Source organism: Tepidibacter formicigenes DSM 15518 (genome assembly GCF_900142235.1).
GTDB lineage: Bacteria > Bacillota > Clostridia > Peptostreptococcales > Peptostreptococcaceae > Tepidibacter > Tepidibacter formicigenes.
Map to the genome: position 1 here is coordinate 1 of NZ_FRAE01000034.1, position 23,563 is coordinate 23,563.

General features: G+C 28.2%; 29 protein-coding genes and 2 pseudogenes. 18 read left to right on the forward strand and 13 right to left on the reverse strand.

Annotation, left to right across the window (positions count from 1 at the left end):
* Nucleotides 1-198: 198 nt before the first annotated feature.
* From BUA77_RS07785 to BUA77_RS07825, 9 genes and pseudogenes are all read left to right on the forward strand, one after another.
* A complete protein-coding gene (locus BUA77_RS07785) occupies nucleotides 199-540 on the forward strand; it encodes a Lin0368 family putative glycerol transporter subunit (RefSeq protein ID WP_072888937.1) in 342 nt (113 codons plus the stop codon).
* A 58-nt stretch (nucleotides 541-598) separates the two neighbouring features.
* Entirely contained in the window at nucleotides 599-2,128 is a 1,530-nt protein-coding gene (gene glpK / locus BUA77_RS07790) for a glycerol kinase GlpK (RefSeq protein ID WP_072888939.1), read from the forward strand.
* Between the two features lie 104 nt (nucleotides 2,129-2,232).
* Nucleotides 2,233-3,690, forward strand: coding sequence for an NAD(P)/FAD-dependent oxidoreductase (locus BUA77_RS07795; protein ID WP_072888942.1), 1,458 nt, complete (start codon nucleotides 2,233-2,235; stop codon nucleotides 3,688-3,690).
* Nucleotides 3,680-4,924 (forward strand): NAD(P)/FAD-dependent oxidoreductase, encoded by a 1,245-nt coding sequence (locus BUA77_RS07800; RefSeq protein WP_072888944.1) that lies wholly within the window; start codon nucleotides 3,680-3,682, stop codon nucleotides 4,922-4,924. Before BUA77_RS07795 ends, BUA77_RS07800 begins: the two co-directional genes overlap by 11 nt.
* Before the next feature lie 3 nt (nucleotides 4,925-4,927).
* Nucleotides 4,928-5,293 (forward strand): DUF1667 domain-containing protein, encoded by a 366-nt coding sequence (locus BUA77_RS07805; RefSeq protein WP_072888946.1) that lies wholly within the window; start codon nucleotides 4,928-4,930, stop codon nucleotides 5,291-5,293.
* 195 nt (nucleotides 5,294-5,488) lie between these two features.
* Nucleotides 5,489-6,310, forward strand: a complete 822-nt coding sequence (locus tag BUA77_RS07810; protein ID WP_072888948.1) for a hypothetical protein — start codon at nucleotides 5,489-5,491, stop codon at nucleotides 6,308-6,310.
* 140 nt (nucleotides 6,311-6,450) lie between these two features.
* Nucleotides 6,451-7,821 (forward strand): NADP-specific glutamate dehydrogenase, encoded by a 1,371-nt coding sequence (gene gdhA, locus BUA77_RS07815; protein ID WP_072888950.1) that lies wholly within the window; start codon nucleotides 6,451-6,453, stop codon nucleotides 7,819-7,821.
* Between the two features lie 154 nt (nucleotides 7,822-7,975).
* Nucleotides 7,976-8,215, forward strand: coding sequence for an HPr family phosphocarrier protein (locus BUA77_RS07820; protein ID WP_072888952.1), 240 nt, complete (start codon nucleotides 7,976-7,978; stop codon nucleotides 8,213-8,215).
* 63 nt (nucleotides 8,216-8,278) lie between these two features.
* A pseudogene (locus BUA77_RS07825) lies at nucleotides 8,279-8,797 on the forward strand (amidohydrolase family protein); the annotation flags it as partial.
* 110 nt (nucleotides 8,798-8,907) lie between these two features.
* On the opposite strand, the gene BUA77_RS07830 reads toward BUA77_RS07825, so the two are convergent.
* The 10 genes from BUA77_RS07830 to BUA77_RS07865 form a co-directional block, all read right to left on the reverse strand.
* Nucleotides 8,908-9,273, reverse strand: a complete 366-nt coding sequence (locus BUA77_RS07830) for a hypothetical protein (protein ID WP_072888956.1) — start codon at nucleotides 9,271-9,273, stop codon at nucleotides 8,908-8,910.
* A 75-nt stretch (nucleotides 9,274-9,348) separates the two neighbouring features.
* Nucleotides 9,349-9,834: a hypothetical protein gene (locus tag BUA77_RS07835; protein WP_072888958.1), complete on the reverse strand. Its 486-nt coding sequence runs from the start codon at nucleotides 9,832-9,834 to the stop codon at nucleotides 9,349-9,351.
* Nucleotides 9,835-9,867: 33 nt separating this feature from the next.
* Entirely contained in the window at nucleotides 9,868-10,236 is a 369-nt protein-coding gene (locus BUA77_RS07840; RefSeq protein WP_072888960.1) for a hypothetical protein, read from the reverse strand.
* A 15-nt stretch (nucleotides 10,237-10,251) separates the two neighbouring features.
* A complete protein-coding gene (locus BUA77_RS07845) occupies nucleotides 10,252-10,614 on the reverse strand; it encodes a hypothetical protein (protein ID WP_072888962.1) in 363 nt (120 codons plus the stop codon).
* A 57-nt stretch (nucleotides 10,615-10,671) separates the two neighbouring features.
* Nucleotides 10,672-11,061: an Imm41 family immunity protein gene (locus BUA77_RS07850; RefSeq protein WP_072888964.1), complete on the reverse strand. Its 390-nt coding sequence runs from the start codon at nucleotides 11,059-11,061 to the stop codon at nucleotides 10,672-10,674.
* Nucleotides 11,062-11,262: 201 nt separating this feature from the next.
* Nucleotides 11,263-11,430 carry a hypothetical protein gene (locus BUA77_RS13840; RefSeq protein ID WP_159428968.1) on the reverse strand — a complete coding sequence of 56 codons (168 nt, stop codon included), beginning with the start codon at nucleotides 11,428-11,430 and terminating at the stop codon, nucleotides 11,263-11,265.
* 232 nt (nucleotides 11,431-11,662) lie between these two features.
* The gene (locus BUA77_RS07855) at nucleotides 11,663-12,019 is read right to left on the reverse strand and encodes a hypothetical protein (RefSeq protein WP_072888966.1); all 357 of its coding nucleotides are present in this window, start codon (nucleotides 12,017-12,019) and stop codon (nucleotides 11,663-11,665) included.
* 14 nt (nucleotides 12,020-12,033) lie between these two features.
* Nucleotides 12,034-12,174 carry a hypothetical protein gene (locus tag BUA77_RS14260; protein WP_207646847.1) on the reverse strand — a complete coding sequence of 47 codons (141 nt, stop codon included), beginning with the start codon at nucleotides 12,172-12,174 and terminating at the stop codon, nucleotides 12,034-12,036.
* 199 nt (nucleotides 12,175-12,373) lie between these two features.
* Nucleotides 12,374-12,724, reverse strand: a complete 351-nt coding sequence (locus BUA77_RS07860; protein WP_072888968.1) for a hypothetical protein — start codon at nucleotides 12,722-12,724, stop codon at nucleotides 12,374-12,376.
* Between the two features lie 15 nt (nucleotides 12,725-12,739).
* Nucleotides 12,740-14,017, reverse strand: coding sequence for a polymorphic toxin-type HINT domain-containing protein (locus tag BUA77_RS07865; protein ID WP_072888970.1), 1,278 nt, complete (start codon nucleotides 14,015-14,017; stop codon nucleotides 12,740-12,742).
* 294 nt (nucleotides 14,018-14,311) lie between these two features.
* Here BUA77_RS07865 and pyrB point away from each other — a divergent pair, with 294 nt between their 5' ends.
* The 7 genes from pyrB (at nucleotide 14,312) to pyrE (ending at nucleotide 20,062) form a co-directional block, all read left to right on the forward strand.
* Nucleotides 14,312-15,235 (forward strand): aspartate carbamoyltransferase, encoded by a 924-nt coding sequence (pyrB, locus tag BUA77_RS07870; RefSeq protein ID WP_072888972.1) that lies wholly within the window; start codon nucleotides 14,312-14,314, stop codon nucleotides 15,233-15,235.
* Nucleotides 15,228-15,650 (forward strand): aspartate carbamoyltransferase regulatory subunit, encoded by a 423-nt coding sequence (locus BUA77_RS07875; RefSeq protein WP_072725720.1) that lies wholly within the window; start codon nucleotides 15,228-15,230, stop codon nucleotides 15,648-15,650. The genes pyrB and BUA77_RS07875 overlap by 8 nt, the downstream gene beginning before the upstream one ends.
* 11 nt (nucleotides 15,651-15,661) lie before the next feature.
* Entirely contained in the window at nucleotides 15,662-16,810 is a 1,149-nt protein-coding gene (locus BUA77_RS07880; RefSeq protein WP_072888974.1) for a dihydroorotase, read from the forward strand.
* Nucleotides 16,797-17,621, forward strand: a complete 825-nt coding sequence (gene pyrF / locus BUA77_RS07885) for an orotidine-5'-phosphate decarboxylase (protein WP_072888976.1) — start codon at nucleotides 16,797-16,799, stop codon at nucleotides 17,619-17,621. The genes BUA77_RS07880 and pyrF overlap by 14 nt, the downstream gene beginning before the upstream one ends.
* Nucleotides 17,609-18,298, forward strand: a complete 690-nt coding sequence (locus tag BUA77_RS07890; RefSeq protein WP_072888978.1) for a dihydroorotate dehydrogenase electron transfer subunit — start codon at nucleotides 17,609-17,611, stop codon at nucleotides 18,296-18,298. The genes pyrF and BUA77_RS07890 overlap by 13 nt, the downstream gene beginning before the upstream one ends.
* The gene (locus BUA77_RS07895) at nucleotides 18,291-19,193 is read left to right on the forward strand and encodes a dihydroorotate dehydrogenase (protein WP_072888980.1); all 903 of its coding nucleotides are present in this window, start codon (nucleotides 18,291-18,293) and stop codon (nucleotides 19,191-19,193) included. The genes BUA77_RS07890 and BUA77_RS07895 overlap by 8 nt, the downstream gene beginning before the upstream one ends.
* A 302-nt stretch (nucleotides 19,194-19,495) precedes the next feature.
* Nucleotides 19,496-20,062 (forward strand): orotate phosphoribosyltransferase, encoded by a 567-nt coding sequence (gene pyrE, locus BUA77_RS07900; protein ID WP_072888982.1) that lies wholly within the window; start codon nucleotides 19,496-19,498, stop codon nucleotides 20,060-20,062.
* A 19-nt stretch (nucleotides 20,063-20,081) separates the two neighbouring features.
* Here pyrE and BUA77_RS07905 read toward each other — a convergent pair whose 3' ends face one another.
* Together BUA77_RS07905 and BUA77_RS07910 are read right to left on the reverse strand one after the other, a co-directional pair.
* Nucleotides 20,082-20,753, reverse strand: coding sequence for a deoxynucleoside kinase (locus tag BUA77_RS07905; RefSeq protein WP_072888984.1), 672 nt, complete (start codon nucleotides 20,751-20,753; stop codon nucleotides 20,082-20,084).
* The gene (locus BUA77_RS07910; protein WP_072888987.1) at nucleotides 20,753-21,412 is read right to left on the reverse strand and encodes a deoxynucleoside kinase; all 660 of its coding nucleotides are present in this window, start codon (nucleotides 21,410-21,412) and stop codon (nucleotides 20,753-20,755) included. Before BUA77_RS07910 ends, BUA77_RS07905 begins: the two co-directional genes overlap by 1 nt.
* 226 nt (nucleotides 21,413-21,638) lie before the next feature.
* On the opposite strand from BUA77_RS07910, the gene BUA77_RS07915 reads away from it, so the two are divergent.
* Complete coding sequence (locus BUA77_RS07915; RefSeq protein ID WP_072888990.1) at nucleotides 21,639-21,995, forward strand: response regulator; 357 nt, start codon at nucleotides 21,639-21,641, stop codon at nucleotides 21,993-21,995.
* Nucleotides 21,996-22,141: 146 nt separating this feature from the next.
* Here BUA77_RS07915 and cobT read toward each other — a convergent pair whose 3' ends face one another.
* Nucleotides 22,142-23,188: a nicotinate-nucleotide--dimethylbenzimidazole phosphoribosyltransferase gene (gene cobT / locus BUA77_RS07920; RefSeq protein WP_072888992.1), complete on the reverse strand. Its 1,047-nt coding sequence runs from the start codon at nucleotides 23,186-23,188 to the stop codon at nucleotides 22,142-22,144.
* Between the two features lie 165 nt (nucleotides 23,189-23,353).
* Between cobT and BUA77_RS07925 the strand changes: the two are divergent.
* A pseudogene (locus BUA77_RS07925) lies at nucleotides 23,354-23,563 on the forward strand (ISNCY family transposase); the annotation flags it as partial.

Below are 23,563 nucleotides of genomic sequence, written 5' to 3' on the forward strand. Positions count from 1 at the left end.
AAAGTTTAATTGTTTAGCTTGAACTGGCATAAGTTTTTCCTCCTTTTTTCATTTTGAGTTATACACATCTAGTTAATGTATATATACCCAAAATGGGGGAAACTTAGCCATTTCTATAAATTTAAATGTAGTATTTATGCGAGTTGTAGAGTTCTGCAACGAGCTAAAAGAAACAGTTTAAAAGGGGGGAGAACTTTAATGACTTTAAAGCTTGCTTTAGGAACATTTGCAGGAGCATTTATATTTCCTTTTATGATAAGGCTTGTATGGGGAAAATTAGTTGATGATTTTGGACCTATAGGTGGATGGATGGCAGCTGGATTTATAGTTGGACTTTGTTGGAGTTTAAATCATGGAGTTGGAGCAATACATCAAATGGAAGGTGGAGCATGGATTGATATGGCATGGGCGGCAGGTATAGGATTATGGGTAGCAACTATTGTTGTTGATAAAGCTGATATAGGAAAATCAATTCCTACAATATTATATTCTATAGTTGGTGGAACTCTTGGAGGATTTTTATTATCTACATTCTTATAAAATTCAATAGGAATAATAATTTTTTAAAATATAAATTTTAAGTAGGGGGAGTGTATTCATGGAAAAAAAATACATAATGTCTTTGGATCAAGGAACTACAAGTTCAAGAGCTATATTATTTGATAAGAAAGGAAAAATAGTTGGAGTTGCTCAAAAAGAGTTTACTCAAATATATCCAAAAGCTGGATGGGTAGAGCATGATGCCATGGAAATATGGGGAACACAAAGTGGAGTTGCAAGAGAAGTTTTAGAAAAAACAGGAATAAGACCGGAAGAGGTTGCAGCTATTGGTATAACAAATCAAAGGGAAACAACAGTTGTTTGGGATAAAAATACTGGAAAACCAGTATATAATGCTATTGTTTGGCAATGCAGAAGAACTGCTTCTATATGTGATGAACTAAAAGCTAAAGGACTTGAAAAATCTATAAGAGAAAAAACAGGTCTTGTAGTTGATGCTTATTTCTCTGGTACAAAAATAAAATGGATACTAGACAATGTAGAGGGGGCTAGAGAAAAGGCTGAAAAAGGAGAATTATTATTTGGTAATATAGATACTTGGCTAATATGGAATTTAACTAGAGGAAAAGTTCATGTAACTGATTATTCTAATGCATCAAGAACTATGATTTATAATATAAAAGAGTTAAAATGGGATGACGAAATACTTAATGAATTAAACATACCAAAATCTATGCTTCCAGAAGTTAAACCATCAAGCTGTGTATATGGAGTTACAGATGAGCATACATTTGGAGGAGCACAAATACCTATAGCAGGAGTTGCAGGAGATCAACAGGCAGCACTCTTTGGGCAGGCTTGTTTTGAAGAAGGTATGGCTAAAAATACTTATGGAACTGGATGCTTTATGCTTATGAATACAGGAGAAAAACCAGTTGAATCAAAAAATGGTCTTTTAACTACTATAGCTTGGGGAATAGATGGTAAGGTTAAATATGCACTTGAAGGAAGTATATTTATAGGAGGAGCATCTGTTCAATGGCTTAGAGATGAACTAAAACTTATATACAATGCAAGTGAATCAGAATTTTATGCAAATTCAGTAGAGGATACTAATGGAGTATATGTAGTTCCAGCATTTACTGGACTAGGAGCTCCTTATTGGGATATGTATGCAAGAGGTGCTATTGTCGGACTTACACGTGGAGCAAAGAGAGAACATTTAGTTAGAGCAACACTTGAATCTATAGCATATCAAACTAAGGACGTTTTAAATGCTATGCAAGATGATTCAGGAATTGAGCTTAAAGGACTTAAGGTAGATGGTGGAGCTTGTGCTAATAACTTTTTAATGCAGTTTCAAGGAGATATACTAAATGTTCCTGTTAATAGACCAGAAGTTATAGAAACTACAGCACTGGGTGCTGCATATCTTGCAGGTCTTGCTGTAGGATTCTGGAAAGATAAAGAAGAAATTAAACAAAAATGGGCAATTGACAGAGAATTTTATCCAAATATGGATGACAATAGAAGAAAAGTATTGTATAATGGATGGAAGAAGGCAGTTAAGAGAGCCTTAGAATGGGAAAAAGAAGATTCAGAAGAATTAGCTGGAGTAGAAGTTTAAAAAATATATAGTAAATAAATTAAAATTTATGGCATGGAGATGGGAGAGCCTAATTATAGGCTCTCTTTTTGCTTTTTTTGATTACTTGATAAGGAGGAATATATATGTTTGATGTAGCCATAATAGGGGCTGGAGTTGTAGGTGCTAGCATTGCTAGAGAACTTTCTAAGTATAAATTAAATTCAGTGGTATTAGAAAAAGGCGTTGAAGTTTGTCAAGGAACTACAAAAGCAAACAGTGCAATAGTCCATGGTGGATATGATGCTCTAGAGGGAACTTTAAAAGCTAAGCTAAATGTACAAGGTAATAAAATGTACGAAAAGCTTTGTAATGAATTAGATGTTCATTTTAAAAAAATAGGATCATTAGTTCTTGCTTTTAATTATGAAGAAGTAAAAACACTTGAGGAGCTTTATGAAAGAGGAATTACTAATGGTGTTGATGGACTTAAGATATTAAATAAAGAAGAAGTAAAAGAGATAGAACCTAATGTAAGTGATGAAGTAGTATCTGCTCTTTATTGCTCAAGTGCAGGAATTGTATGTCCATTTAATTTAACTGTTGCTCTTATGGAAAACGCTATTATAAATGGTGTACAACTTGAAACACAGTCTGAAGTTTTAGATATAAATAAGGAAGAAGATTATTTTAATATAGAAACTAAAAAAGGAAACATAAAAGCTAAGTATGTTATAAATGCGGCTGGAGTATATGCGGATAAAATTAATAATATGATTGGTGGAGATGAATACTATATAATTCCTAGAAAAGGAGAATATAGAGTATTAGATAGATCAGAAGGCAGTATAGTGAAACACGTTTTATTTCAATGTCCAACTAAAAAAGGAAAAGGGGTACTTGTAACTCCTACTGTTCATGGTAACGTTCTTCTAGGACCAACAGCTAATGAGGTTGAAGATAGAGAAGATATTTCTATCACATATGATGGATTGGAGTTTGTAACAAAATTTGCTAAAAAAACTATGCCAGATATAAATACTTATAAAACTATAACTTCATTTGCTGGAGTAAGAGCTACTCCAAATACTAAGGAGTTTATGATATTTGCATCAAATAAAGCTAAAGGATTTATAAATGTAGGAGGTATAGAATCACCAGGACTTACAGCTGCTCCTGCAATAGCAAAATATGTAATTGGTATACTAAAAGAAGAAGGATTAAAACTAGATGAAAAAGAAGATTTCAATCCTTACAGAAAAAAAGATAAACCTTTTGTTCATATGACTAAAGAAGAAAGAAAAGAGGCTATAGCTAAAGATAGTAGACACTCAAAGATAATATGTAGATGTGAAACTACAACAGAAGCTGAAATTATAGATGCAATTCACAGACCTGCTGGAGCTAGAACTGTAGACGGTGTAAAAAGAAGAGTAAGACCTGGAATGGGAAGATGTCAAGGTGGTTTTTGTGGACCTAGAGTAGTTGAAATACTTGCAAGAGAACTTAATATAGATATGCAGGAAGTTTTAAAAGACTATGAAAACTCTAAAATGATATTAGGTAAAGTAAAAGAATCAAGGGGTGAGAAGGTTGAAATATGATGTAGTAGTAGTTGGAGGAGGCCCAGCAGGACTTGGTGCTGCTGTTGAAGCTAAAAAAACGGGTGCAGAAAAAGTTTTAATAATAGAAAGGGATAGAGAACTTGGTGGAATACTTAATCAATGTATTCACAATGGGTTTGGACTTCATGAGTTTAAAGAAGAACTTACAGGACCTGAATATGCAACTAGATTTATTGAGATGGCAAAAGAAGCTAACATAGAATATATATTAAATACTATGGTTTTAAATATAGATGAAGATAAAAATATAGTAGCTTTAGGAGAAAATGGATTAATTGATATTGAAGCTAAAGCAGTAGTTCTTGCCATGGGATGCAGAGAAAGAACAAGAGGAGCTATAGATCTTCCAGGATACAGACCTTCAGGAGTATATACAGCAGGAGCGGCTCAAAGATTCATGAACATGGAAGGATATATGGTAGGTAAAAAGGTAGTTATATATGGTTCAGGTGATATAGGACTTATAATGGCAAGAAGAATGACTTTAGAAGGAGCTAAAGTTCAAGCTGTAGTTGAAGTAAATTCACACTCTAGTGGACTTACTAGAAATATAGTACAGTGCTTAGATGATTTTAATATTCCTTTACTTCTTCAACATGGAATAACTTATGTTCATGGTAAGGACAGAGTAGAAGGAGTTACTATTTCAAAGCTTGATGAAAATAGACGTCCAGTAGAAGGTACTTCTAAATTTGTAGAATGTGATACACTTTTATTATCTGTAGGATTAATTCCTGAAAATGAACTTTCAGAAGATACAGGAGTAAATTTAGACAATAGAACTAAAGGACCTATAGTAAATAACAAGATGGAAACAAATATAGAGGGAATATTTGCATGTGGTAATGTTGTGCATGTTCATGATTTAGTTGACTTTGTAACTAGAGAAAGTAGAATTGCTGGTAAAAATGCAGCTTTATATGTAATGAATAAAACTAAGAATGATAAACTTATAGAAACTAAAGCAGGAAATGGTGTAAGCTATATTGTTCCACAGCATATTGATTTAGGATCTGATGAAGAAATAAATTTATTTATGAGAGTTAGAAATATATATAGTAATAAAAAGTTAGTTGTAAGATGTGGAGAAGATGTGATTTTAGAAAAGAAACGACTTCATATGATACCTTCTGAAATGGAAAGCTTAAAAATAAAATCAGATATAATTAAAAACTTAAAGGGCAATATTGAGATTTGCGTGGAGGGGGTGTAGTATATGGAAAAAAATATTACTTGTATAGTATGTCCTATGGGATGTAGAATGAAGGTTACAAAAGATGAAGAAGGAAATTATACTGTAGAAGGTAACACTTGTAAAAGAGGAGAAAAATATGGAGTAGAAGAAATGACATGTCCTAAAAGAGTAGTTACAACTACAGTTAAAATAAGAGATGGTGCTTTAAACTTAATACCTGTAAAAACTAATGATTCCATACCAAAAGAGCTTATATTTGATTTAATGGAGCTTTTAGATGAAATTGAAGTTAGTGCACCTGTAAATGTTGGAGATATAATAGTTGAAAATGTATTAAATACAGGGGTTAATATAGTTGCAAGTAGAAATATGGATAAAGTATCTTAAAAATAAGGAAGGTTTTAAGCCTTCCTTTTAGATTTTTTTGTAAAAAATTATGTAAAATTTAAAATAAATTTATGCAAATATAAATGGTATAATAACATTATTAAAATTAAACACAGATAATGATATTATTTTAACAAAAAATTAGTTAAATTTACATCGTTGACTGAATTTTTTGAACAAGAAAGGAATATATTTATGAAGGTATACACATTGTTTGGACCTAGTGGAACGGGTAAAAGTTATAGAGCTTTAAAAGTAGCTTATGAAAATGACATAGATTATATAATTGACGATGGAATACTAATATACAAAAATAAAATAATTGCTGGAATTTCAGCTAAAAATGCATCTACAAAAATGAAAGCTGTAAAACTAGCTATATTTGAAGACTTAGAACATAGAAATAGTATAAAAAATGCTATAAAAGAAAAAAAAATAGATAAAATACTTATTATAGGAACGTCTAAAAAAATGACAAACATAATAATTAAAAGATTAGACCTTGGTAATATATATAAAGAAATAAGTATATATGATATAGCTACAAAGGAAGAAATAGAAGAAGCTAAAAAGAACAGGCTAGAAAAAGGTATACATATTGTTCCTCTTCCAACATTTGAAGTAAAGAGACATTTTTCGGGTTTGTTAACTAATCCTATAAAGCTTTTATTTAAAAACAAGGATAGTGAAATAAAAGAAGTAGAAAAAACTCTTATTAGACCTACATTTAGCTATATGGGAAAATACTTTATATCAGAAAAAGCTATAAAACAGATTATAACCTATGAAATATCTAAATTTGATGATATATGTGAACTAATTTCTGTGTATATAAAACATAGCAAATCTGGAATAGAGGTAGATATAGAAATTGAGACTAAAACATTCGAAATATTTAGACAATGCATAAAAATACAAGAAACATTATTAAAGATACTAGATAAAATGACATTGTTAAATATTATTAGAATAAATATACATGTAATTAGATTCTGTGAAAAAATAAATAAATTTTAATATGTTTACAAATTAAAATTTGCTATGTTATAATTCAATTAGGGAGTGGGAAAACATTTTCCTGTGGTTTCGACAAGTTTTTTTAACAAATCAAAAAAAGTAATAATTAAAAAATATTATTTAAGAGGGGGTTTCCTGTAATGGCAAAACAAACTTTAAATCCTAAAGAATATATAGAAAAAGTTCTTGAAAATGTTAAAAAAAGAAATGGTAATGAACCTGAATTTATACAAGCAGTTGAAGAAGTATTAAATACTTTAGCTCCAGTTTTAGAAAGACATCCAGAATATATAAAGGCAAATCTTTTAGAGAGAATAACTGAGCCTGAAAGACAAATAATGTTTAAAGTACCATGGGTTGATGATGAAGGAAATATACAAGTTAACCGTGGAATGAGAGTTCAATTCAATGGAGCAATTGGACCTTACAAGGGAGGACTTAGATTTCATCCATCAGTTTATATTGGTATAATTAAATTCTTAGGTTTTGAGCAAATATTTAAAAATTCATTAACTGGGCTTCCAATAGGTGGCGGTAAAGGTGGATCAGATTTTGATGCTAGAGGAAAATCTGATGAAGAAATAATGAGATTTTGCCAAAGCTTTATGACAGAGCTTTATAGACATATTGGACCAGATATTGATGTTCCAGCAGGAGATATTGGTGTTGGAGGAAGAGAAATAGGATACCTATATGGTCATTACAGAAGAATTAGAGGAGCGTTTGAAAATGGAGTTCTTACAGGAAAAGGACTACCTTATGGAGGTAGCTTAATTAGACCTGAAGCTACAGGTTTTGGAGTAACTTACTTCTGTAACGAAATGTTAAAGCATGAAGGAGAAACTTTTGAAGGAAAAACTGTTGCTGTTTCAGGATTTGGTAATGTTGCTTGGGGAGCATGCCAAAAAGTTAGAGATCTAGGTGGAAAGGTTGTTACACTTTCTGGACCAGATGGATATATATACGATCCAGATGGAATCGTGACTGATGAAAAAATAGATTATTTAGTTGAAATGTTAAAAGAAAATAAAGGTGCAAGAGTTAAAGATTATGCAGATAAATTTGGAGTAGAGTTCTTTGAAGGACAAAAACCATGGGGACAAAAAGTTGACATAATAATGCCATGTGCTATTCAAAATGATATTACATTAGAACATGCTAAGCAAATAGTTGCAAATGGAATAAAATTTGTTTGTGAAGGTGCTAATATGCCATGTACTAATGAAGCTGTTGAGTATTTCTTAGAAAATGGAGTGCTTGTTGGACCTGCTAAGGCTGCAAATGCTGGTGGAGTTGCAGTTTCTGCTCTTGAGATGTCTCAAAATAGTATGAGACTTGCTTGGACTAGAGAAGAAGTTGATGCTAAGCTTCATGATATAATGGTAAACATTCATAACAATGCTATGAATGCTGCTAAGGAATATGGATTTGGTTATAACTTAGTTGCAGGAGCTAATATAGCTGGATTCTTAAAAGTAGCAGAAGCTATGATGGCACAAGGAAATTATTAAGAAATAAATTAATTTTATATAAAGGGAATCCTCTGCTTAGGATTCTCTTTTTTCTACTTTAAAAATAAATTAAAATATTATAAAAATTTGTTTTATTTTTAAAAATATATTATATAATAAACGTGAAAGACAAATTTCTGAAGGAGGAAATAGTATGAAAGTTACTTTTTTAAAGGTTGAAGATGTAAATAGATTTGTAGAGTTTGTTTCTAGATTAAAAGGAAAAGTTTACTTAAAGTCAGGAGAATATGCTGTAAATGCAAAATCTATAATAGGAGCAATGTATATAGTTAATGAAAATCCAAATGATATCGTTGTAGAAGTTGAAGATCCTACAGAGGCTAAACAAGTTTTAACATTTTTGATGCAGGGATCTCATTTAAAGGAAGAATAAATTTAGAAAATTAGCGGCTTAGGGTAAACTAAGTCGCTTTTTAAAAACTATAAAGATACAGGGGAAATAGGATTTAAAAAAGAAGAACTTAAATATATTGTAGATTTAGCAAAAGATAATAATATCCCTACCATGGCTCATGTTAATTCACCATATGGAGTAAATATGGCAGTTGAATGTGGAATTGACACTATAGAGCATGGATACTTTATAACTGAAAGAGAATTATATAAAATGGGTGAGAAAGAAACTATATGGATACCAACTTTATCACCACTTGGGAACTTAGTAATTAATAAAGATAAGAGATTTGAAAAAGATATTGATATAATAAAAAGAGTCTATGAAGAACATTTAAAAACTGTAAATTTGGCATATGAAATGGGTATAAAAATGGCTGTAGGAAGTGATAGCGGATGCCATGGAGTGCTTCATGTAGATGGAACATTTGATGAAATAAATCATTTTGTAAAGGCTGGAATAAAAAAAGAAGAAGTTATTAAAATGAGTATAAAAAATGGAATGAAAGCATGTAATTTAAGTGAAGGTGAAAAGAAATATTTAACAAAATGCTTAAAATAAAAATGTTAAAGCGATTAATTTATAAAAATATATAGTTTTTTAGTCAAAAAGACCGTGATATAGTCTATTTATAAATGTACTACATACGATCTTTATTATTTACTAGTGATTTAATTACCTATACTAACAATATTTTTATTTTCTTTTAAAGCAATATTACACATATTTATCATATTATTTGCAAATTTTATAAATTCTTTTTTATCTATGTTTTCTCTTATAAAATCTTTTTCTAAAAAATCAAGAACATCTTCTTGAAGTAACTGTTTAGATGCTAATAAAAATTTTTTTATTTCATCTTGGGAAAATATTGTATCTTCATAAGGATTTATTTGTGTAAAGATATCTACAGAAGAACCAAAGATATCTTTTTTCTTGAAAATAAAATCATCAATACGTTCGTCTAAAGTAACAAAATCATACATATTTATTGCTTCATTTATATCATTTGAAATAACAAAACCTATGCTACTCATAAAAACTATCCTCCTAATTACCTTATTGGATATTATGTTAGACTTCTAATATTATATTTTAGATATATAATATACTTACATTTTTTTATGCTTTTTAGAATATTCATCTAGAAAACTTTTAAAATCAGATTCTGGTTTGCAGTCCACTACAATAATCATATCATCCATATGTTCAGTATAAAAAAATACATGAGTAACAATATTTTTCTCTACAATAAGAGCAGTAAATGAAAAATGATCGAGTTTAATAAATTTTTCTATTTCATCTATATTTTTTACAATATAAAACGTATCATTTGAAAAATCAAGATTCATAGTTGTTTCATTTTTAAGTCTATTAATTTCTTTATTAGATATAATAAATCTTTCAAAAAAATTCTGTTTTATTTTTAAAATAAATGACTCAACATCATAATCATGGTAGTCATCTACAAAAAAATCAAGATATTCTGTAATTCCAAAAACTAATTTTTTATCCTTTGAAAAATCTTTTAATAACTTTGTAAAATCTTCTAACGTAAAAGAATCATTTATTATAATATCAAATTTATTATGAAGCATTATAATCTCTCCTTTGATTAAACAAATTTACTTTTATACAATAGTAGAACTATTTATGTCTTTTATAAAATCATCTATAAATTTTCCAGAAGGAGAAAAACAAGCATTATAACTAAATAATTTTTTATTTCTTTTTTTTACAGCAACACAAACAAGAACTTCGTAGTGATTATGAGATTCTGTACCTAATAGATAATAAATAGAAATTTGTGCAAATTCAAATTCTAATTTTAATGAATGTGGATTTATATCTTTTAGAGTTATATCTATTTCTTTTAAAAATTCTTCAAAATCATCAATAGATTCTTTTTTCCAATTTTCGATATATTTCCAAAAATATTTTGTTGTACGTAATTTAATGTTATATTTGTCTAACCAAGTTTCTAAGTTTTTTTCTAACATAATTTTTCTCCAAATTTATAATTTTAATTCTACGTTTAAATCAACTATAATAGAACTTGAAATTAAATCTCCAGATAAAGTATAACATGATTTATATTCTAATATTATATCTAAATTTTTAGAATAAGCTAAAGTGATATCTAGTCTATATTTTTGTTCATTAATTATAGTATAATCTTTAACTAAAGAAATAATGGATAATTTTAATTCATTTTTTAATTCTTTAAGATTTATATTATTAAAAATTTTTTTGTATTCATCTGGATTGTTATTTTTATAATCATTTATTTTTTGAAAAAAAGTATTTATGGATTTTTGTTTTAAGTCTAACTTTAATACAATATTTTCTAATGCATTAAAATCAAATAATTGTTTCATAAAACCACCTATATTTTTATTAAGGTAATCTTTTTATACCTTGAATTTTACAATTATCTAGTAATCTATATCTTCTAATAATTCATCTATTGATATATCTAATTTTTTTCCAGCAAAATATGCATTAATAACTGTATCTAATATAGATATATATCCATATAAATTTTTCACAGGATAATTGCTCATTTTATATAAATCATTTTTATTTAAATGATTTATAAATGATTTTAATATATATCCGTAAGTATAATTAATCATTTTTGAAATTTTTCTATCTATGTTTTTATGATTATATCTTTTAAAATTTTCTTCAGTTATTTTTATTATAGCTTTACAGTATTCAATAAAACTATTTTCGTTAAAAATATTTTTTTCATGTAAATAATAAATAAAACTATCGTTTTTTCCTTTATAATTATTAAAAAGTATTTGAACATGATTATTCATTTTATCAAGCTCCTTGATATAATTAAGTTAAAACATTTATATAAAAAATTTATAATGTTATATAAAAAGCTGTCTCCTTTAAATTAGTTGACAGCTATGAAATATTATAAGTTTATTTTATTTTTATAGTTCTACCTTCTTTTTACAAAGCAAACTCCCTCTTTTATTTTTAATGTTTTTTTTAGTGCTTTTTTACCTTTTTTAGTTCAGAAAGTTTAAGAGTGTATTTTCCACTTTAGTTTCTAAATTATATACTGCTTCTGCTACAGATACTTCATCAATACTTTGTGCAAACACACTAGCAGTTGGAACGAAAAACATTACAAGTGTTAATAAAGTTGCTATAAATTGTTTTAATTTGTTAAACATATTTTAACCCCTTTCTACATTTTTGTAAATAAATATTATTTTTAAATAACCATGGCTATTCTTGAAAATACTGAAAAATAGTACAAAAAGAAGGGAATAAAAAAGCCATTTAAGACCCATTAGGTTTTAAATGGCAATAATTAACTTTGAAATTATTTTTATCGATACTATTTGACAAAGAGCTAAAATTAATCTTGTAACTATCTTTTCAACCCTCATTAAAGAAAAACATTTATTTATAATCAATACTATTTTTTACTTTCATGTATTCATCATAAGCTTCTTTAATTTTGTTTTTACATATATTTTCCCAAATAGCTAATAATTTTTTTCTTTGCTCTTTATCATAATTAGTAGGTTCCATCTCCCCACCAAATCCTATATCAGTTTTTACCTCACTTAATTCTCCCACATAAGAAATTTGATGTGAAACATTTGTATAACTTATAAATTCACATTCGTTTTCAAAACAATGATATCCAGGTTTTCCTATTCTTTTTTCACAAAAACTAGGAATATGATTGTTTTTATATTTTTTATAATCGTAAGCACAATAAACTTCTAACATTACATGAGAATAATAACACATTCCTTACACCTCTTTTAGTAATCGTGTTTTGTTAGTATTTCAACAACTTCAATGCTACCATCTTTAAGTTTTTTATAAATAAGTCTCCTTTGTCCTCGACCACTACCTAAACCTTTTATATCCACAGATCTGTATCCACTCCATTTACCTTTCAACGCATGATCATTTAACCCTCGTAAATCTCCAGATATTAAAAGTTAAAGAGACTATGTATAAATAAAGTTACTTTGCAGTACAGAACAACGATGCTGGTACTGAGCCTAATAGAAAAGTAAAGACCATGATGTAGAGTTATTTAAAATTTACTGCACATGGTTTTTTTAATTCTTATCAAAATTAACAAATTCAATTTATCTAAAATGATTTGTAATAGTCAATAAGAAATTCATCAGAAAACTCTCCAGAATTATTGTACTCTACTTCATAAATGTATAAAGGGTCTTCAGTGATAGGATTTATTAGCTTAAATACTAATCTAAATGATGGTTTTGCTTTACAATCTTTATTTAAAATTATTTCTGTACGCTTATATTCTATATCTAAATCTTTAAATAGCATATCTTCAGGCAAATCATCAATACACTCTATTAAAAAAGTATCTTTATAATTTTCTAATAAATTTTTAATGTAATTTATAGTATTTTGTTTTAACTCATTGAAATTGATTTCCTCATTAAATAAATTTTCAATTTTAGTTAAGTCCATATAGTTATTCTCCTATTAATTCTGTATTAAATCAAATATTAATTTACCTCTATCATCTAATCTACCATATATTCTTAAATGATTACCGGCTTTTGCAACTTTAAGTTTATATGTGTATGTGAATCCTTTTTTATATAGAATTTCATCACTACTTAACTCAATTATACCATCTGTACCATATCGTCTAGGTGCTAAGCCTTTATCTAAAGCTTTTTGAAATTTTTTAGTTAATCCATTTCCCATTTTATTTAATTGTTTGATAACTTTTGATGACATACTTCTGCTTGCTGGAAGTGAACAACTATTATGAACTAATAGATTATCATCACTTACAAAATAAGTATGATATTCATCAACCTCAAAGTTGTATACAAGTACTGGGTCACTTAAATTTTCTATTTGAACATCTTTAACAACAATTTCTTTGTCATTATATGATACTATAACATCTTCACCTTTTAAATCTTTAGCATTCTTCCAACCTATATTTTTTACAAAAAAAGGATGTTCTTTTGTTGTTTCAATTTCTGTATTTTCAGTAAATACATGAACTAATGTATCAGTAGTGTTTACAAAAATATTTTTTACTGTTTTTAAACCTTCTTTTCCTGTTGCTATATCTTTAGAATATACCAAATCATTAATTTGTATATCTTCTATATTTTTATATCCATTATTAGTTAAAATTTTTGTTCCTTTTACAAAGCAAACTCCCTCTTTTATTCTTAATGCTTTTTTTAGTGCTTTTTTACCTTTTTTAGTTTTGGCAAACTTTTTAAGTTCAGAAAGTTTAAGAGTATATTTTCCACCTTTTCTTATATATGCAGTTGATGGAAGTAAAGGAGCAATAGCTGCTGTATCAAGAATTGCCCAACCAATATTTTTTAAAGAAGGGTCTTTAATAACATCATACCAGCTCATTCCAGCCATTGCAATATCTGCAAAATCCCAAAGGCTTCTTTTTTTTCTTTTTTTATGGTAGTTTTTGTCGATATAATAAATTTGTCCAAATTCACTATCTTCTTGTTCAATAACTTCTGCATAAGGTAATTCTTCTTTTAATTGTTCTTTTAAATCTTCAATATTTAATTCATAAATAGTATCTTCTTTTGAATTTTCTTCATCATTTAAATAAATATCTTCATCTATATTTATTTCATCAGTTTCTAAATTATATACTTTTTCTGCTACAGATATTTTGTTAATACTTTGTGCAAATACACTAGCAGTTGGAACAAAAAACATTACAAGTGTTAATAAAGTTGCTATAAATTGTTTTAATTTGTTAAACATATTTTAACCCCTTTCTATATTTTTGTAAATAAATATTATTTTTAAATAACCATGGCTATTTTTGAAAATACTAGAAAATTATATCAAAATAAATATTGACATAGTTTAACTTAAGTGTTAAGATACATAACAAGGAAAATAAATCTTTAATACTAGTCCAGAGAGGCTAGGAAGGTTGTAAATATGGATAAACTTATTTATATATGTCTATAATTATGCCTTCCTATATAGGAAGGCTTTTTTGATAAAAAATCTTTTAAAACAGTCCAGAGAGGCTGTAAAGGAGGTAATATTATGTTAAAAGGAAGACACTTAATCCAGCCAAATGACTTTTCTTTAGAAGAACTAGATTCAATTCTTAATCTTGGGAAGGAAATAACAGAAAATCCTCAAAAATACTCTGATGTATGTAAAGGTAAATTACTAGCTACATTATTTTATGAGCCATCAACTAGAACTAGGTTCAGCTTTGAAGCTGCAATGCTAAGACTTGGTGGAAGTATAATTGGTTTTTCAGAGCCTAACTCATCTTCTGTAGCAAAAGGAGAATCTCTTGCAGATACTATAAAAACTATATGCTGCTATGCAGATATAATAGCTATGAGACATCCAAAAGAAGGTAGTGCCTATCTTGCATCTAAATATTCAAGTGTACCTTTGATAAATGCAGGTGATGGAGGGCATCAACATCCTACTCAAACTCTTACCGATTTACTTACCATAAAAGCATTAAAAGGAAGTCTAGATAATCTTACAATAGGACTTTGTGGAGATTTAAAATTTGGTCGTACTGTTCATTCATTAGTAAAGGCCATGGTAAGATACAAAAACACAAAGTTTGTATTCATATCCCCATCTGAACTTAAAATCCCAAATTATATAAAAGAAGAAATAAAAGGTCATGCATATTATGAAACTTCAAACTTAGAAGAAGTAATTAATCATGTAGATATACTTTATATGACAAGAGTGCAAAGAGAAAGATTTTTTAGTGAGGAAGAATATTTAAGACTTAAAGATAGTTATATACTTACAAAAGATAAACTTAAAAATGCAAAAGAGGATATGCTTGTGCTTCATCCACTACCTAGAGTAAATGAGATAGCAACTGAAGTAGACGATGATCCTAGAGCTGTATATTTTGATCAAGCAAAATACGGTATGTTTGTAAGAATGGCATTAATAATGAAATTATTGGGGGTGGATGCTGATGCTTAATGTAAATAGTATAAAAAGAGGAATAGTAATAGATCATATAAAAGCTGGATGTGGATATAAAATATTTAAACATTTAGGACTTCATAAAGCTGATTATTCAGTAGCACTTCTTAAAAATGTAAATTCAAATAAATTAGGTAAAAAAGATATTATAAAAATAGAGAATGAAATAGATATAGATTTAACAGTACTTGGGATTATAGATCCTAATATAACAATTAATATAATAGAAGATGAAAAAATAAAAGACAAAATAAACATTAAACTTCCAAAAAAGGTAAAGGGAGTATTTAAATGTAAAAATCCGAGATGTATAACTACAGTTGAAAATATAAAAGAAGTAGAATTTATACTCGTGAATGATGAAAAGAAAGAGTATAAGTGTGAATACTGTGAAAGCAGGACATCACTGTAGGAGGATACATTATGGATTTACTTATTAAAAATGTAAAAATAGTAGATGCAAAAAAAAGTGTTTATGGAGATGTATTAATAAAAGATGGAATAATAAAAGAGGTTAATATAGATATAAATGAAAACTGTCAAACTATAGATGGAGAAGGATACACCCTTCTCCCATCATTTATAGATATGCATACACACTTAAGAGACCCAGGATATACTTATAAAGAAGATTTAGAAACAGGTCAAAGAGCAGCAATAAAGGGAGGATATACAACCCTTTGTGCCATGGCTAATACAAATCCTGTTTGTGATAATAAAGAAATAATAGAGTATGTAATTAATAAAAGTAAAAAATTAAATTTATGTGATGTTATTCAAATATCTTCATTAACTAAGAATTTAGATGGAAACGAAATAGTAGATATAGATGAGATGATAAAATATACAAATCTTTTTTCTGATGATGGAAAAACAGTATTTGATGAAAATATTATGAAGGAAGCACTAAAGCTTTCTCAAAAATATAATTTTAAGATACTTACTCATTGTGACCCAGAAGTTGATATAGTTAAAAGCGATTTGAATTTACTTGAAAGTATAGGTGGCAATTTGCATATATGTCATATAAGTTTAAAAGAGACTTTAAGATTAATAGAGGAATTTAAAAATAAAAATGTAAGGTTTACATGTGAAGTAACACCACATCATATATTTTCGTATGATTTAGATTATAGAGTAAATCCATCAATTGCAAGTATTCAAGATGTAAATGCACTTATACAGGGAATAAAAGATGGATATATAGATGTAATTGGAACAGACCATGCCCCTCACAGCAAAGAAGATAAAACAAAAGGATCCCCTGGAATATCACTAATAGAAGTTGCATTTTCAATGATATATAAAGTATTTAAAGAAAAAAATATATCAATAAATAAATTAAGCGAATTAATGTCTTATAATCCTTCCCAAATATTAAATTTAAACTGTGGACTTATAAAAGAAGGATATGAAGGAAATCTAGTGCTTGTAGATTTAGATAGTGCATATTATATAGACACTAATAACTTTATATCTAAGGGAAAAAACAATCCATTTGATGGAATAAAAGTTTATGGGGAAGTAAAAATAACTGTAAAAAGGGGGAGAATTATTTATGATAATAGATAGACTTTATGAAGAAGTTATGAAAAAAGGCCCTATATGTGTAGGACTAGATACAAGAATTGAATATATATCAGATGATATATTAAATAGTGAAGAAACTATAGAAGAAAAGATATTTAAATTCAATAAAAGAATAATAGATGAAACTTTTGACTTAACAGCATGCTATAAGCTTCAAATAGCTTGCTATGAAGCATTTGGAATTGAAGGACTTAAAGCTTACAGCAAAACGTTAAAATATATAAAAGAAAAAGGAAATATAGTAATAGGAGATATAAAAAGAGGAGACATTTCGTCAACTGCCAAGATGTATGCCAAGGCTCATTTTGAAGGAGATTTTGAAGTGGATTTTATAACAGTAAATCCTTATATGGGATACGATGCAATAAGTCCATATTTTGAGTACTTAGAAAAAGGAAATAAAGGATTATTTGTACTTGCTAAAACTTCAAATGAAAGCTCTAAGGATTTTCAAGAGCTTGAAGTTGATGATGAGCCTTTATATATGAAAGTTTCAAAGGAAATAGAAAAATGGGGAGAAAAATATGTAGGAAGGAATGGATTTAGTTTAATAGGATCAGTTGTCGGTTGTACAAATCCTAAAGAGATAGTAGATATAAGTAATACTTGTAAAAATACATTCTTTTTAATACCTGGATATGGAGCTCAAGGAGGAAGAGGTAAAGGTTTATCAGCTTTATTTAAAAATAATATGTGCGGAGTTGTAAATTCATCAAGAGGAATAATAACATCAGATAATCCAAGAGAAGCTGTTTTAGAAATGAAGGAGGATATACTTAAATGGCTAAGGTAATATCAAATGAGTATTTAGGGGAGAATATGTATATTTTAAAAGTTAGTGGAATATTCAAAGGAAAAATGGGTCAATTTTATATGTTAAGAGCATGGGAAAATTACCCTTTGTTATCAAGACCTATAAGTATTCATGATATAGGAGAAGATTATATAAGTTTCTTATATAAAGTAGTAGGAAAAGGTACAAAAATACTAAGTGAGCTTAAGCCTTATGATGATATAAAACTTGAAGGACCATATGGAAATGGATTTGAAGAAGTTAAAGGTAAAATTGCACTAGTTGGTGGAGGAATGGGAATAGCTCCACTTTATTTAGCAGCAAAAACACTTAAAAATGTAGATGTTTATATGGGATTTAGAGAAAAAGCTGTATTAGAGGATAAGTTTAAGAAATATTCTAATGAAGTTAATATAACTGTGGGGAGAAATATTACAGATATATTAGATGTGAATAAATACGATTATATATTAACCTGTGGACCAGAAATAATGATGAAAAAAATAGTTGATATGGCTAAGGGAACTAATACAAAGGTATATGTATCAATAGAAAATAAAATGGCATGTGGAGTAGGAGCTTGTCTTGTATGCACATGTAAAACTAAACAAGGAAACAAGAAAACTTGTAAAGATGGTCCAGTTTTCTTAGGAGAGGAAGTGTTGTTTGATGAGTAATTTAGAAGTTAAATTTTCCTCTTTAAAATTTAAAAATCCAGTTGTAATGGCATCGGGAACATTTGGATTTGGAAAAGAATATAGTGAAATTTATGATATTGAAAAACTTGGCGGGATATGTTCTAAAGGGCTTACTCTTAATAAAAAAAATGGAAATGATGGTGTTAGAATACATGAAACGGCTAGTGGAATGATGAATAGTGTTGGGCTTGAAAATCCAGGAACAGAAGGATTCGTAAAAAATGAGTTAAACTATTTTAAAAATTTAGACTTAATAAAAATAGTAAATATAGGAGGAGCAACAATTGAAGATTATGTAAAATCCATAGAAATAATATCTAGAGAAGATATAGATATGATTGAGCTTAATATATCTTGTCCTAATCTAAAAGAAGGTGGAATGGCATTTGGTATTAAGGATAATGTAGCAAGAGAAGTTATAAGGCAGGCTAGAAGTGCTACCAAGCTTCCTCTTGTAGTAAAGCTTTCTCCAAACGCTGAGGATATAGTAAAAATGGCAGTTGTTTGTGAAGAAGAAGGAGCAGATGGAATATCACTTGTTAATACATTTAAAGCCATGGCAATTGATATAAGAAAAAGAAAAAATATATTCAAAAACACTTATGCAGGATTATCAGGACCTGCTATAAAGCCGATAGCGCTTAGAATGGTTCATGAAGTGTTTAAAAATGTAACTATTCCTGTTATGGGAATGGGAGGGGTTGTAAATTATGAGGATGCTATAGAGTTTATAATGGCAGGAGCTACTTGTATTCAAATAGGAACGGCGAACTTTATAAATCCGAGAATAGGTCTTGAGATTATAGCTGGAATAGAGAAGTTTATGAAGGAAGAAAATGTGAAATCTCTTGATGAGATTAGAGGGATAGTGTAAATGTGTTATTTTTAAGTTTGTGTTCTAATGTATTGCATAAATAACGCTTTTCTGATAAAAATTTTGAGAAAACTAAGTTGCACTCCATGAAAAAATCCTAAAGCTTCTAAACTCGCTAATGCTCAGACAACGAAGCTTCTTAACGGATTTTTTCATTACGTACAACAAGTTTTCTTAGTAAAATATTTATAAAGAAAAGCTTATATTTACGCAATACATAAGAAGTAATACTTGTTAAGTCATATAGTTACACATTTATAAAAAGAGAGAAGTGAAAAAATAAAAGAGTGGGAGATGAGTTTATGAGTAATGAAGTTATTATAGATATTCTTAAGAAAAGTGATGCGTTGCTTGAAGGACATTTTTTATTGTCTTCTGGCAAGCATAGTAATAGATATGTTCAATGTGCTAAGGTTTTGAGATATCCTGAGTATGCAAAGAAGGTTTTATCTTTTGTAGTTGAAAAAGTTAAGGATTTAGATATAGATTTGGTTGTTGGGCCTGCCATGGGGGGAGTAGTTGTTTCTTATGAGATTGGAAGACAATTAGGAAAAGAAGCTATATTTACTGAAAGAGTAGATAATGTGATGGCTTTAAGACGAGGATTTGAAATAAAAAAAGGTGCTAAAATTTTAATAACTGAAGATGTAGTAACTACTGGAAAATCAACTTTAGAGGTTAAAGAGCTTCTTGAAAGTATGGGAGGAGATGTTATAGGGGTTGCTTGTATAGTAGATAGAACAAGTAGGGATATAGGGATACCGATATATAGTGCTATAGAGCTTGATATAAAAGTATATGAAAAAGAAGATTGTCCTCTTTGTAAAGAAAATATGCCTATTGAAAAGCCGGGAAGTAGAAAAATATAATAAGAAATCCCCTAGAAATTTAGGGGTTTTTTATATTTAAAATATTTTTTATTTCCTGAGCTATTATATCTAGTTGGTGAGGATTTTCTATTAAATCTACTTTATCTATATTTACATATAATATAGGAGAATCCTTATAAGTTTTAATCCAATTTTCATATCTATTGTGTAAATTTTCCCAGTATTCTCTTGGAACTCTTTTTTCCATATCTCTTCCTCTTAAATTGATTCTATTAAGAATAGTTTCAATAGAGCCACTTAGATAAATCATTAAATCAGGTTTTTTTAGATGGGGAATCATATCATAGAATAATTCTCTATATGTGTCAAAGTCTCTTTCACTCATTTTTTTATTATCATATAAAGATTTTGCAAATATCTCGACATCTTCATATATACTTCTATCTTGAATATTATTAAATCCATTTTGAGCTATTTCTTTTTGCTGTTTAAATCTTTGAGCTAAAAAATATAACTGAAGATGAAATCCCCATTTTTCTTGATCTGTATAAAAATCATTTAAATAAGGATTTGTATCTACTTTTTCAAAATGAGCTTTAAAATTTAATTTTTGCCCTAACAATTTAGTAATAGTAGATTTACCAGCACCAACATTCCCTGCCACGGTTATGAATATATTTTCATTTTCTGATTTTTCGTTATACTTAAATGTATTTACAAGTTTTAACATTATTTACCCCCTAAATCTTTAATAGCATTTTCTATTTTTTTTATAATCCATTTTCTATCTTTTTCAGAATTTAAAAAGTCTAAATCAGTATTATCTACTTTTATAATAATTGGAGTTTTTTCACCGAAATAGTGTTTTAAGGAACGTTCATCAAAATAATATTCGTATTCTTCTCTTAAAGTGTCTATATAATTTCTGTCCATTTGTCTTTCAAAGCTTCTATCTCTAAGGGCAATTCTTTTCATTAGATTATCTGTATTTGAGTTTAAAAGTATTATTATGTCTGATTGAGGAAGACCATTTACGAATATATCATATACTTGTTTGTATTTATGAAATTGTTTTTTGTTTAAAGTAAGACCAGCGAATATTAGATTTTTAATTATATTGTAATCGCTGATAATCATATTTCCTTTTTTTATAGTTTTTTCAACATCTTCTAGCTGTTTTATTCTGTTAAAGAAAAAGAATGTTTCTGTTTGAAGGGCATATTCTTTTATATTTGTATAGAATTGAGATAAAAATGGATTTTCTTCAACTATTTCTCTTAAAAGAAAAGAATTAAAATGAGAGTTTAATATAGTTGCTAAAGTAGTTTTGCCAACTCCTATAGGGCCTTCAATTGATATAAATAAACCTTTTTTATTAGTATTTTTCATTATTAAAATCACCTTCTAAAAATAATATCTACAGTATTTTATCAAAAAATTAGATATTATTCTACAATAGTAGACATGAAAATGTTGGTTCTAAACTAGTAAAATATATAATATATTATAATAAAGCATAAGCAATCTATAGAATACATTAATTAAAGCTTAGATTGAAGTTTTGTGAAAAAAATGGTAAAATAGTTCTAGATAGAGCTAGGGAAGGTGTGAAAACATGAAGATACTAATTGTAGATGATGCGACTTTTATGAGAAATTTTTTAATTGATAATATAGAAAAATTTGGATATGAGGTTGTTGGGGAAGCTTGTGACGGAAAAGAAGCCGTTGAAAAATATATAGAATTAGCTCCAGACTTAGTTACTATGGATATTACCATGCCTAAAATGAATGGAATAGATGCTTTAAAAGAGATAAGAAAAATTGATAAGCAAGCAAGAGTTGTCATGATATCTGATATAGGACAGCATGATAAGATTATAGAGGCTATAAAAAATGGAGCTACAGACTTTATAATAAAACCGGTTCATCCAGATAGATTGAGAGATTCATTAGAAAAGGCATTAGCATAATAAATAATATAATCAAAATTTAAAAAATTAGCTTATAAAAGTCTTCTAGATGAGGGGGGACTTTTTTGTTTTCTTAAGCCTTTTTAGTATTATAAATACATTAATAATATAGAATAAAGGAGAATAAAGGGGAAGGGCTCCCCTTTCTAAATACTAACATAAGCTTCTTCTCTTGTAATCATATTTTTATACATGTAATTAGCTGAATCTATTATATTGAAAGCAAGTGCTGCACCTGAGCCTTCTCCAAGTCTCATATTCATATAAAGCATTGGTTCGAGTCCTAAAAGATTTAAAGCTTTACTTGAAGCTATTTCTTTTGAAAAATGAGAAGGAATCATATATTCTTTTGTTAATGTATTTAAATTATAGGCTATTAGTGCTGAAGCATAAGATATAAATCCATCTATAACAACAGGAACACGTCTTGCGCTTGCTCCTAGTATTACTCCAGCCATGGCTCCTATTTCAAATCCACCAACTTTAGACAAAACATCTATTGGATTATTTTTATCAGGATTATTAAGTGTTATTGCTTTTTTTATAACATTTGCTTTTTTTATAATACCCTTGCTGTTTAATCCTGATCCCATATCAGTTACTTCAATTGGATCAAAATCTCCAAATACAGAAATTATGGCACTAGTTGCAGTAGTATTTCCAATTCCCATCTCACCAATTCCTAAAATATTATAACCATCTTTTATTAAATCATTAGAAATTTTAATACCTATCTCTAAAGATTTTACTGCTTCATCCTTTGTCATAGCAGGACCTTTAGCTATGTTAGAAGTTCCCTTTCTTATTTTATAATCCAAGACTCCTTCTAGTTTTTCATCACATTTTATTCCAACATCTACAGCAATTATTTTAGCATTTGCAAATATTCCTAAAGTTCCAACTCCACTTAATCCTTTTGAAAAATTTGGTATTTGCAATTTTGTCAAAATTTGAGGGTCGGGAGCAACTCCTTCTTCATATACGCCATGGTCTGCTGCAAATGCAATTATAGCTTTTTTAGAAATATCAAAATCTGTAGTTTTGAATATTCCAGCTAATTGAATACATATATCTTCAAGTTTACCAAGGCTACCTATAGGTTTAAAAAGGCTATCTAGTCTTTTTTTTGCTTCATTCATATAATTTCTATCGATTTTAGTTATAGAATTAATAGTTTCTTGTAAAAGATTCATTTAATACCCCTCCTTACTCAAAATCCAAATAGCTCGTTGCAGAACTCTACAACTCGCATAAATACTACATTTAAATTTATAGAAATGGCTAAGTTTCCCCCATTTTGGGTATATATACATTAACTAGATGTGTATAACTCAAAATGAAAAAAGGAGGAAAAACTTATGCCAGTTCAAGCTAAACAATTAAACTTTTCTAATATTTCTTCTGATTTTGAAAAGTTTTTTAATCAAAATCAATACAATTTACTTTCTATGTTAAATCATTTTTTTGATATTAGTGATTTCATCCCACTTTCTTTTTATCAAAAATATTATTCTAATTTTGGACGTAAAAGAAATTTTTCTCTTGAATCTATGATTAATGCCTTTATT